Annotated in this window: 13 protein-coding genes and 1 pseudogene; 1 reads left to right on the top strand and 13 read right to left on the bottom strand. The window is 43.0% G+C overall.

Features of this window, described 5'->3' with window-relative positions; all coding sequences use genetic code 11:
- The 9 genes from BN338_RS07140 to BN338_RS07175 all read right to left on the bottom strand — a co-directional run.
- Nucleotides 1-255 (bottom strand): antA/AntB antirepressor family protein (locus BN338_RS07140; protein ID WP_039760504.1); only part of this gene is annotated, 255 nt, incomplete at its 3' end.
- Between the two features lie 301 nt (nt 256-556).
- On the bottom strand, nt 557-1,864 hold the full coding sequence (locus BN338_RS07145) for a contractile injection system protein, VgrG/Pvc8 family (protein WP_039760479.1): 1,308 nt from the start codon (nt 1,862-1,864) through the stop codon (nt 557-559).
- A complete protein-coding gene (locus BN338_RS07150; RefSeq protein WP_039760481.1) occupies nt 1,861-2,085 on the bottom strand; it encodes a tail protein X in 225 nt (74 codons plus the stop codon). The genes BN338_RS07145 and BN338_RS07150 overlap by 4 nt, the downstream gene beginning before the upstream one ends.
- On the bottom strand, nt 2,082-2,462 hold the full coding sequence (locus BN338_RS07155) for a phage tail protein (protein ID WP_039760483.1): 381 nt from the start codon (nt 2,460-2,462) through the stop codon (nt 2,082-2,084). The genes BN338_RS07150 and BN338_RS07155 overlap by 4 nt, the downstream gene beginning before the upstream one ends.
- 5 nt (nt 2,463-2,467) lie before the next feature.
- Entirely contained in the window at nt 2,468-4,603 is a 2,136-nt protein-coding gene (locus tag BN338_RS07160) for a phage tail tape measure protein (protein WP_039760486.1), read from the bottom strand.
- Nucleotides 4,600-4,671, bottom strand: a complete 72-nt coding sequence (locus BN338_RS13195; RefSeq protein WP_083868446.1) for a hypothetical protein — start codon at nt 4,669-4,671, stop codon at nt 4,600-4,602. The genes BN338_RS07160 and BN338_RS13195 overlap by 4 nt, the downstream gene beginning before the upstream one ends.
- Before the next feature lie 38 nt (nt 4,672-4,709).
- On the bottom strand, nt 4,710-4,997 hold the full coding sequence (locus tag BN338_RS07165; protein ID WP_039760488.1) for a phage tail assembly protein: 288 nt from the start codon (nt 4,995-4,997) through the stop codon (nt 4,710-4,712).
- Nucleotides 4,998-4,999: 2 nt separating this feature from the next.
- Nucleotides 5,000-5,506, bottom strand: coding sequence for a phage major tail tube protein (locus tag BN338_RS07170; protein ID WP_039760490.1), 507 nt, complete (start codon nt 5,504-5,506; stop codon nt 5,000-5,002).
- Nucleotides 5,506-6,741, bottom strand: a complete 1,236-nt coding sequence (locus tag BN338_RS07175) for a phage tail sheath subtilisin-like domain-containing protein (RefSeq protein WP_039760492.1) — start codon at nt 6,739-6,741, stop codon at nt 5,506-5,508. The genes BN338_RS07170 and BN338_RS07175 overlap by 1 nt, the downstream gene beginning before the upstream one ends.
- 353 nt (nt 6,742-7,094) lie before the next feature.
- Here BN338_RS07175 and BN338_RS07180 point away from each other — a divergent pair, with 353 nt between their 5' ends.
- A complete protein-coding gene (locus BN338_RS07180) occupies nt 7,095-7,613 on the top strand; it encodes a Rha family transcriptional regulator (protein ID WP_039760494.1) in 519 nt (172 codons plus the stop codon).
- A 45-nt stretch (nt 7,614-7,658) separates the two neighbouring features.
- Here BN338_RS07180 and BN338_RS07185 read toward each other — a convergent pair whose 3' ends face one another.
- The 4 genes and pseudogenes from BN338_RS07185 to BN338_RS07200 form a co-directional block, all read right to left on the bottom strand.
- Nucleotides 7,659-8,000: a HigA family addiction module antitoxin gene (locus tag BN338_RS07185; RefSeq protein ID WP_039760496.1), complete on the bottom strand. Its 342-nt coding sequence runs from the start codon at nt 7,998-8,000 to the stop codon at nt 7,659-7,661.
- Nucleotides 8,001-8,010: 10 nt separating this feature from the next.
- Nucleotides 8,011-8,289: a type II toxin-antitoxin system RelE/ParE family toxin gene (locus BN338_RS07190; RefSeq protein WP_039760499.1), complete on the bottom strand. Its 279-nt coding sequence runs from the start codon at nt 8,287-8,289 to the stop codon at nt 8,011-8,013.
- Between the two features lie 152 nt (nt 8,290-8,441).
- A complete protein-coding gene (locus BN338_RS07195) occupies nt 8,442-9,755 on the bottom strand; it encodes a Bgr_08870 family protein (RefSeq protein WP_039760501.1) in 1,314 nt (437 codons plus the stop codon).
- Nucleotides 9,756-9,768: 13 nt separating this feature from the next.
- Nucleotides 9,769-10,711, bottom strand: a pseudogene (locus BN338_RS07200) (DUF4815 domain-containing protein); the annotation flags it as partial.

Genomic DNA, 10,711 nt, shown 5'->3' on the forward strand with positions numbered 1-10,711 from the left:
AAGCATCGAAAGTTCTTTGGCTACATTTAAGGTGAGATGATATTCTTTTAATACCACATTTTGACGTTCGCCAATTTTGGCGAGCGTTAAAATATAATCTCTTTCCTTTTTAAAATCATATTTATTGATACGATCTTTAATCCAATTGGAAAAATCCCGTTTTATCTCTAAGAATGCGTGCAATTCGCGTGCACTAACGGTTTGAACAATCTCCTGTCCAATTGCTTGTTCTGATATTTTAATGAGAGTCATTATGAACCCCTAGTTGTTAGATGTTTGTTAATGACACTCTAAGAGAGTGTCGGGCGCTAACAAACACGGCAACTAGTCCGTCGTTACACTTTCCCCGTAAGGGTATTGTATAGCGTAACCACACCCGACAATGCCATTATATGCGAGTAACATACAACGAGTCAAAACTTTTAGTTGGCGGAGAAGAGATTGTTCCGGCAATCCATCCGCTAGTTGCTTAAGGTGTTTGTTAGGCACCCGATTCGATTATTCATATTGTCGTCACATTGTCAAGCAGCTTTCGAGATTTTTTTGCTAATTTGACTTATCTATCTTCCTCATCCATATGGATTACGCCTTCGCCTTCATCACATGCGTTAGGTGGGGCGTTTGGGTCAAGGGTATCATCTTTGTCTGGTGTGGTGTTTGCAACGTTTCCAGCCGCATCTTCTTGGGTTTCATCAAAAAGCTCGCAATCTATTTTTGTGGTATAACCACCTGTTTTATCAAGCTTGTGTTTAACGCTTTTGATGCGCCATTCTGTTGGAATATAGGGGCGAAAAGGAGGCTCTTGAACAAGCTTTGCTTCTGCTTGTACAAAGGGATCACCACCAATATCACATGAGAAAGAAGATTTACCACGCGATGATTTATTGCGATAAGCCGCAATGGCCCCAACAGCTTCTGATTGATTGTGGTAGGTATATTTGAGTTCATGAAACGGTGGTTTTCCAACCTTGACTTCCTTTTTTTCACCAGTACGGATATCATGATAGCTTGCAATAACACCGCCTTTTTTCTCTTCTTCTTGCTCTTGATTTTCAAGTGTTTTGGCTTCCGTCTCTGCTTTAGGCAAATTGGGGGCTTCACTTTCATCCATATGGATAACATCTTCGCCACCATCAATTTCCTCTGGCTCTCGTGCATCAGCAGCGGCTTTTTGATCATCTCCTGCCTCTGTTGCTAAGCCATTGGCTGCTCCTGCTTCATCACGCGCACTGTATTTAAAATCCCAAGAGCTGCAGAGTTTTTCATGGATAATAACAACGGGAAGTGTTTCACCAGTGATGGCTTTGCCTTCCCCCCGTTTAGCCAAAACAAGCTTGCCATCAACGGGTTTTGCTACCGCATCGTAGTCTTCTGCAAGGCGTGTGGCAAAAGCCATATCGCTTTCAGAAGTTTGGTCAATGTGACGCACAACAATTTTTGCAAGAGCAGGGTCAACTTTTGGTGTATAGCCATTGCGCTCTGCTATCTCTTGAACAATACTGCCAAGGGTTTGTTGGTGATAGGATTGGCTTTTGGGTGTTCTATAAGACGTGTTCATAGCGGCAGAGCGTCCTGTCACGCTTAAACTTTGTGGGGGGCTGCTTACAGAGATTTCATCAATCAGATAGGCTCCCATATCGCGGTTTTTGCCTCCTTCATAGCCAAGTGTTACGGAAATGATTGTTCCGATGAGAGGAATATCAAGAAAGCCATTGTCGCACTCACGGGCACGATCATCAAGCTCTATGGTAATGCGGTCACTTTTGTCTTCTGCTTCATCTGTAATTTCAATCGACAAAACATAGTCCATCAGAGTTCTTGTGATGTCCTCTCCATTTGCCATCACTGTGCAAAAAGGTTTCATGATTGACTGCCCCAAATTCTAATCACCGGTGTGGCTTTAGGATAGGGGAGGGTTGGCAAAACGATTGTGATGCCTGCTTTTAAGATGGGTCCATAGTCTGCAAGACCAAAGTTTGCTGCATAAACGCGTTCAACAGCAAGGGCTTGTTGACCCTTGGCATAGTATCTCCAGCAGATAGCATCAACCATATCGCCTTCTTTTGTCACGTAAAGATCACTCATAGCTCTTCACCATATTCTCTCAACTTTATTGTAAATTCTTGTTTTTTGGGGGACCCGTTTTGGTGAAAAATGCTTTGCTTTTCCTCTACAGAAAGGATGACAAACTTGCCTAAAATTTTCCCCTGACCGGTCACAAGGATATGAGGACCATTATGTGCCATTTGTCGCAAATACTCGATTTGTCCGTGACCGCCTTTAAAATCTGGATAGATCACACCGGTTAAAGAAAATTCCGCATTTGCAACGGCAGGCAATTGAAGTGCTGCTTTGCGTCTCAATCGCCCTTGCTCGACCCATGGAATGCCATAAGACATATCAAGGGTTTGATAAGCGGCTGTTTCAATGGAAAAGATAAAACCACCCAAAGCTAACATCATGATGTTTAATCCGAAAGACTAGAGGCTATAGCCAAGCGTTGCTGTTTGGCATAGCGTTCAAGAGCTTGATTAACGGCGTTTCTGATTTCATCTTTAAGACCATTGGGGACGGAAATATTTAAATTTGAAATCATCACGCGAGCATCTACTTCTACCGGCTTATGAACGGTAATGGGCTTGGGAGCTTTGAAGGCGCCCACTTTTGCATTTGGAGCTTCCATATGCCTTGTTTCAACGGCTACTGTATTAAAACCATTCTTGCGTTTTTCAGGAGGGGTATTTGTAACCACAGCTGCATCGAGCATTTTTTTTGCCCGTGTATTGGTTTCATTGGTAAAGGTTTTAATGGTCTTCGTTGAAGTTTTGTTGATTGAAACATTAAACCCTAACTTTTCTTTCATCCAGTTTGGCATCCAACTGGTTAATTGACTCATCATGCCGCTAAACCATTCAGACAGAGCATTCCATTTGTTTTTGATGCCCTCCCAAAGCCCATTAATAAGATTGGAGCCTACTTCCATTAAATCGACACCAAACAGCCATTCAATGAGTTCATTGATTTTTGTCGCAATCCAAGAGAGTGGTGAAAAGTTTTTAAAGAACGTCAAGAGGTTATTGAAAACATTACTACATAAGCTCACAAAAGAATCCCATAGCTTGCTTATAAAACTTATGACTGTATCCCAATGTTTATAGAGCAGATATCCGGCAGCAACAAGAGCTGCAATGCCGCCAATGATCCAACCGATAGGTGTGGTCATGATAGCAACACCAAGTGATATAAAAGCAGAACCAACAGCGGTTATTGCTGGGATAAGTGACGCTACAAGAGATACCGCAAGACCAGCAACTGCGGAAACAGCTGGTACCATTGCAGCAATGAATGCTCCGGTAAGAACGGCTCCAACTGCGGCTAAAGATGCAGCTACCCAACCATTGAGTTTGTCCCAATATTTATAGAGGACAACAAGAGCTGCAATACCACCCATTAACCAACCGATAGGCGTCGTCATAATTGTATAGCCAAGGCTAACAAATGCTATTCCCACGGCTGCTAATGCGGCAATGAGTGGACCAAAAATGAAGGAACCAAGAGCGACAAGCCCCACCTTGAAAAGGGTTATTTCACCAATCAGAGGTTCTAGCCATTGGAACCAGCCTTTAATCCTTTCTGTGAGATCACTGATGCTTTTTCTTAAATCAGAGGTAGGATTAAGCAAATCATTAAAGACTTTTCTTAAGGTTTTCGCCCAACGTGCAACGGTTGTTTGAATGAGGTCACGGTTTTCATCAATTAACTTTGAAAAACCGTCAACCATATCATTGATCACGGGCATGAAACGTGCACCAATGAAGCTCGCGATACCGCCTAATTTTTTCTTAAAATCATCAAGTTTATCGGTCAAATCTGCTGCATAACTGGCAACATCAGCACCTATGAGCCATTTTCCCTTTCGTGCCTGTGCAAACAGTTTTTGGATTGGCTTCATGCCTTGCGAGAGCATGGTAGCCATTTCCTTGCCATCACCACCAAACAGAAGAGCAGCAATATGCTGTCTTTGTGCTTGGCTCTTTATTTTGCTCATCTTGTCGGTCACTTCCTCCAACAAGGCGGAGTTTGATTTGAGTTTTCCTGACGCATCTTTGACAGAAATGCCAAGTGCCTCAAAGCCCATAATGCCTCTTCTTTGTCCCGCATATGCTTGTGCAGAACGCCTATTTAAAGTTGCTAAGGACTGTTGAAAGAGTTCGGCAGAATATCCTGAATGATCCGCAGCATAGCCCCATAATTGAAGTGCCGCAACACTCATCCCTAAATGGTGTGAGGCGTGATGAAGGCTATCCCCCATATGCATCGTCTTCATGGTAATAGCACCCAAGCTGGCAACAAGACCACCACCAGCAAGCCCCAAAGCACCAGAAAAGATCGCAGTGCGTTTTGCCGCTATACCAAGAGCACCTTGAACACCTTTCAGACTTTTGGTCATATTATTAACTGCAGCAGAAAAACGATGAACACCCAATTTATGTGACATTGTTTTTGAAAGCACACCGAACTCTTTTTGAAGACGCTTGATCGGTGCGGTGAGTTTGTCTTCAAGAGAGAGACGAACCTTTGCATCTGCAACTTTTTTGCTCATTTTGTTTTATGCCTTTCTGCTGCTAAATTTCGCCAAAAAATTAACTCTTTGGGCTCCATTTCCAACATGTCTGAAAGCGACCAATGAAAAACAATAGCAATATCGGCTATGAGTTTTGCGGCGGTTTCCCAGTCGAGGTTTCCCGCCGTTTGATAAAAGATTCAAGAATCTCTCCAATGCTTGACAAGTCATCGATATCAAGTTCGCTAACAGCCTCATGGGACCATCCAGAAAGGCGTGCAATCATAGCAATCATTTGCTCTACACCTTCCTTTTTATCAATCGCCTGCACATCCTTTATTTTGGGACGACGCAAAGTAATTTCGCTGTGCTTTTTTCCTTCAAACGCAACTGGTATGAATAATTGATGGGTAATGCTTGATTGTTGTGTCATGTTTACATTCCTAAAAGTTCTCTATGTTTTGCTAATTGATCAACGTTATTGAATTTTCTCACCATATTGAGGACGTCTATCTCAACGATTTCAACGTCCTTTTGGACATATTTGAAATAATGCAATGTGAATGTTGCTGTGGATGTTGCTTTCCCTCCCGGTTGCCATTCTGCCATTTCAAAGCCTTTGCAAAGCCCTCTCATGGTAATAATGACGCCTTCTGCTGGAGTACCTTGTGCTTGCATGGAGCCTCTTAATGAAATGTCAACATCAGAGCGTCCCAACAGAGCCATTAACTCTGGAGAGCAAGCAGAAATGGTCATGCTAAGCGTGAGGGTTTCAAGACCAAGATCAACCTCAATGGAGCTATCCATGCCACCGCCGCGATAACTTTCAACGACCAAACTCAAATTCGGTAGGGTGACACTTTCACATTTTGCCTGATAGGGAATACCGTCGACAAAAATGTTAAAATATTTCAAAACTCTTGGTAAAACAGGTACGGTCATTAAAAGATCTCCTCTAGGTAATCATTGATGATTTGTGAACGGAACGTGATATGTTCTGCTGGTGTTGTGGGGGTGAATTCAACATTGAAATAGACTTTTCCGCTTTCAATGGCGCTTGCTGTATTAAGCTCTAGATCAGGCGTACAGTGTCCACCAAGAATGGCGCCTTGCGCTTTTAAATCACGCAAATAGGCATTGACGCTTTCACTGACATTATGCATGTAGTTTTTTTTGATATTGCGGTCGACAGCCCATAGATGCCCGCGCAAAATAGCATCATTGATCATATCTGCGGTGCGTACCACGGATAAGAAAGCAAATTTTGTATCGCTTGAGAGTGTGCGATTACCCCAGAGGCGATAGCCATTTTCGCGAATAATGGTTGTGATGTTTTGTTCATTGAGAAGATTGGCACGGCTTGATCTGTCACCAATGGAAAAATCAATGGGGCGCGCAGTTCCCACAATCCCATTGATCACTTTATTAGAAGGAGAATGCCAAAAGCCATGGGTAAAATCATTTTTAGCAATGACACCAGCAACCGCTGCACTTGCGGGTTCTTCTAAAATTTTGCCATCACGATTTACCTTTACAAACGGGTCAATGAGAATAGCGCGTTTTGAATCAAAATCCTTTGCTGTGCTAAGAGCTGCTTCATCTGTTGTGTTGGGTGCATCAAGCACCACAATAGCGCGCAGGCGCTCTGCAATGCCAATCAGTTCTGCTGCGACGGGGTTAGAAGTGATACTGATATCGGCTTTGGCAGTCGCATCAGTTTCATCCCCTTCAATACCCACACTGGTAGGGTGCTGATGTGTAAATCCTGGAGCAATCAGAATACGTGGTGTTTGTCCCACAACAGATTGTGCTCCAATGAAAGCATGAACGCCTTCATAAGCACCATTTGCGTTTACACCACCCAGAATATTGGTGAGTGTCGCATTTTCATTATCACCTTCTTGCACGCGTACGACAACGACAAGTGCCCCCACTTGCTTGAAAATGAGATCAAGGGCATTGGGTAATGTACCGCGTCGTTTGCCTGTTTTATCAAGCTTTGCGGTTTGTGAAAGAGAGCCCGCTACCAGAACCGGTGTGTTAAGAGGAAATATTTGTTCATCGGCATCGGGTGCTGTGCCAACAATCCCGATAACTGCCGATTGAACCGCACGAAGGGGGCGGGTGCCGTCATCAACTTCAACGACTTCAACACCGTGTAAAAAACCTGTTGCCATTTTATACTCCTTTAAAATATTGGCGAATGAAATGAATGGGAAAAAATGAGAGGTGGAAGCCGATCTTGCGAGCGACTTGACAAAAACTTTAAAACCGTTAGATTCATAAAAAGGTGCCTAACAAACACCTTAAAACAACAAGCGGATTGGTTGCCGAAATAACTAATCTTCCGCAGACTAAAGACTTTGACTCATTATATGCGTGTAGCGTATAATAATGTTGTCGGGTGTGGTTATGCTATACAATACCCTTTTAGGGGAAGGCATAACGACGGGCTTGTTGCCGTGTTTGTTAGCACCCGGCATTCTTCATTGAGTGTCATTAACAAACATTAATCAACAAGGAGTTCATCATGAACAATTTAGTCACGATAAACAGTGCTGGTATCGCTGTGACAACCTCTTTAAAAATTGCTGAGGGTGTTGGGAACAATCATGCTACAGTTATCAAGCTTGTACGTCAAAATATTGAAGACTTTGAAGAATTTGGAAGGGTTGGATTTGAAATCTCACCCTTTGGAACCAAAGGTGGAAAACAAAAGAGAGTCATTGCTATCCTCAATGAACCACAAGCAACTCTACTCATGACCTATATGCGCAATAACGATATAGTGCGTGCATTTAAAAAAGCCCTCGTTAAAGCTTTCTATGATTTAAAAAACAAGTTAATGGATAATGACCGCGATGCACGATTTGATTTTCCAAGTAACTGGGATGAAATGGGAGCTACTGAAAAGGCTGTTTATATTTATGGACCTCTCCATATGCATCTTGTTAAAGCCTTTACGTTAGTAGAAGAGAGCAAACATTATAAAACGCTTGTTGAAGAAGCCAAGCAAGTCTTAGAAAAAACTATTGTAAAAGCTGCTTAAATAAAAAACATGACTCATCTCCCCGTCTTTAGGGCGGGGAGAAGGTTACGAATGGCTATGTTCCATTTGCGTATCTACTTCATTAGCTGTTAGTGTTGGAATAGAAGAAACATCAATATCACGCTCTGCATGCCAAGCATCATAATTGGCTTGCATACGTAACCATATGGCAGCTCCATCACCAAACATTTTTCCAAGGCAAGCAGAAATAGCAGGAGAAACAGGCTTTTTTGCCTTCAGGATATCATAAAGATGTTGGCGTGATATACCGAGCATCTGTGCAATTTCTAATTTTGTTTTGCCTGTCTCAGGAATAATATCTGCTAAAACTTCTCCTGGATGAGTAGGGCAGCGGTTTTTATCTCTTTGTGCAGGAATGTCATTCATAACTGTATCCTTAGTGATATTGTTCAAGATCAACACGGTAAGCATTACATGAGTCAAATTCAAAGGTAATACACCATGGTCCGTTAACGTGGACAGTGTAACGAGTGGGTGAATATCCAATCAAAGAATGAAAGTTAAATCCTGGAAGATTCATATCTTCTGGTCTTTCAGAAACATCTAAACGATCAAGACGAACCATGATACGTTTTACAAGCCTCTTATCAATCTTGGATGAATTTCCCGTTCTGAATAATTCTGCCAATGTTTTGCTTTTAAACGTTTTAATCATCCCTTTATATAGCGTGAAAGACTATTAATGTCAACAAATAGCTTACATTGTATATGCTAAAAAAGCCCTTAAAAGAGCTTTGAAAAAGATTTTAAAGATCATACAAACCTGCTTATACAATAAGCATACGTTTAGAAGCGTATCATTACTTTTTATACAAAGACCTTCAATTTTACGGCGCCATCACCACCCCGTCCAAAACTATTCCTTGTTCCATCTTCACCGTCTCGATAGCCACCGCCACCGCCACCACCATTTCCTAATTCACCACCGTTTCCTCCATTGCCACCATACTGGCTTTTTCCACCTTTACCTCCATTATTAGGTACATTACCATCCCCACCACTACCACCACCACCTGCACCACCATAACTACTATCCCCCCCATTACCGCCACGACCATTATTCACAGCACCCCCACCACCACTTCCACCATGCCATGCATGACTTTTTCCTGAAAAACCGCTCTCGTTGTTGGAAGTATGGCCACAACCACCTGAAACACCACCACCACTATTTCCACCAATATAACCGTTATTCCCCTTGCCCCCGCGAGCTGTAAGAACAGACCCCACTAATGTATTACCACCATTAGCACCATTTCCATATCCGCCTTTTCCTATAGTTATCACGTCATTATTCTGCAATTGGCGTTTTTGAATTTTTAGAGTAACACATTCACCGCCACCACCTCCTCCACGTTGACCACCGCTGCCGCCAGCTCCCCAAGCCATGATTTCAATTTCTGTATCATCTGTGACACCGTCAGGCCAAGGAATATTGCCATTCTGCAGCATAGTGATTTCAATGTATTCTTCTTTACGTTTTTTGATTAAAGCATCTACTTGCTCTTTCGTATAAACAAGATCGCCATCGACTTTTAAAGGTCCTTTCAATGTGCTTCCGGTTGTGTTTAAACTTGTCACCACTTCACCATTATGAATAAGGCTAAACGACGAATTACCCAACAGTTCTAAGCCACCACTCATGGTGACTTTGCTGGTAAATTTATTGTAATTTTTCCATTCATTGGGGTTTGCTAGGCGTCCATAGCTTGTCAGATCTTGATTGATCTTGGCTCGAAAATCATCAAGCCCTACGATATCTTCGGTTTTATGTTGGTGTGCTCCTAACAGTGAGACAGCACTCCCAAAAGTAAAATTATTATTGCTTGATTTGTAGAGAACATAATTGTTGGCGGCATCTTTTGCCCCCTCGATATCGCTTAAATCAGCAAAACTGAAGGTTTTATCCGCTGCCATCTTGCCATTGAGAGCGCTTTCTAGATCTCTTACATCCCCTATGCTGTGCGTGTGTTGTAAAGGCGCCTTTTCGTCTATCTTTTCCTCAACAGCCACAAGCGCTTGATCAAGTTTATTGAGGTTTTCACGCAAGATGGGGAATTCAGAACTGATAAAACGCCCCTCTTTAGGCAATTCCATGTCGAGTTTTTTTGTCTTTGTCATGTCTGTTGTTCCCTCATAATATGCCAGCGCCAAAATCACGCACCATGGACCGCGCGGATGGTCCACCGGTCAGGGTCAATTTCAAGCGTGCTTGTTTGGCTGTCTTATCACTGCTAATGAATTTTCGCTCTGTCCAAAGAGGCTCGGGTAATTGTTCTGTTTCATCGAGTTTCAAAGGGACAAACGCCCCATCATCCAGTTGCATCTCCAATGAAAAGCTGGCACCCCCCGGCAAAAAGGTTTTGATATAGCTGGTCAACCTTGCCTTTTCCCCAAAGGCAAAAGCACGCGTGACATAAGTAGCTTCCTTATGGATCTTTCCTGCAATCAATTGAATGGGGGCAAATAACACGGGCGAGAGTTTCTCTGTGCCTTTGAGGACCGCACGCAGCTTGACCTTTTCACTGATATATTCGCTAAGGCTTAGCAATTGGAAGGGCAGAAGTTGGTAAACCGTGCCATTGTTACGCTCAATTTCAAAGATGACAGAACAATCACTGGAGGGTAATTCAACGCTCGCTCGCACTTGTAAATCAGAGCAGTCCACAAGATCAAATTCGCCTAAATCAACCGTCTTTTCTGTTTGCCTGTAGCGGGCAGCCAACACCCGAAAAGCTAAAGCCTCATCTTGATGGGCTGTCCAGCTGCGAGCATTGACCGAGGAAAAACGCGGTCCCGTCACATAAGGGTGGCTTGAGACATATCTTTGGTTGTCTTCATCAAAATCACCAAGTTTTGCCAATGAGACGGAATGGTCAGCATCATCGGTTTTAATCACAAAAGCGGTGAGACGATCATCGAGCACGGTTAAGGGGACATCATAGCGTGCCCCAGCCCATCCGGTTTGGGCATCTTTCATAGAATAGAAGGTTTGGGCTTGAATGTCGGCGGTGGGATAACCGTTTTCGGTGGTGACCAAATCAATCACCAGATCATGGTTCTGATTGCCAATCTTG

The sequence above is a fragment of the Bartonella queenslandensis AUST/NH15 genome, from assembly GCF_000312585.1.
Lineage (GTDB): Bacteria > Pseudomonadota > Alphaproteobacteria > Rhizobiales > Rhizobiaceae > Bartonella > Bartonella queenslandensis_A.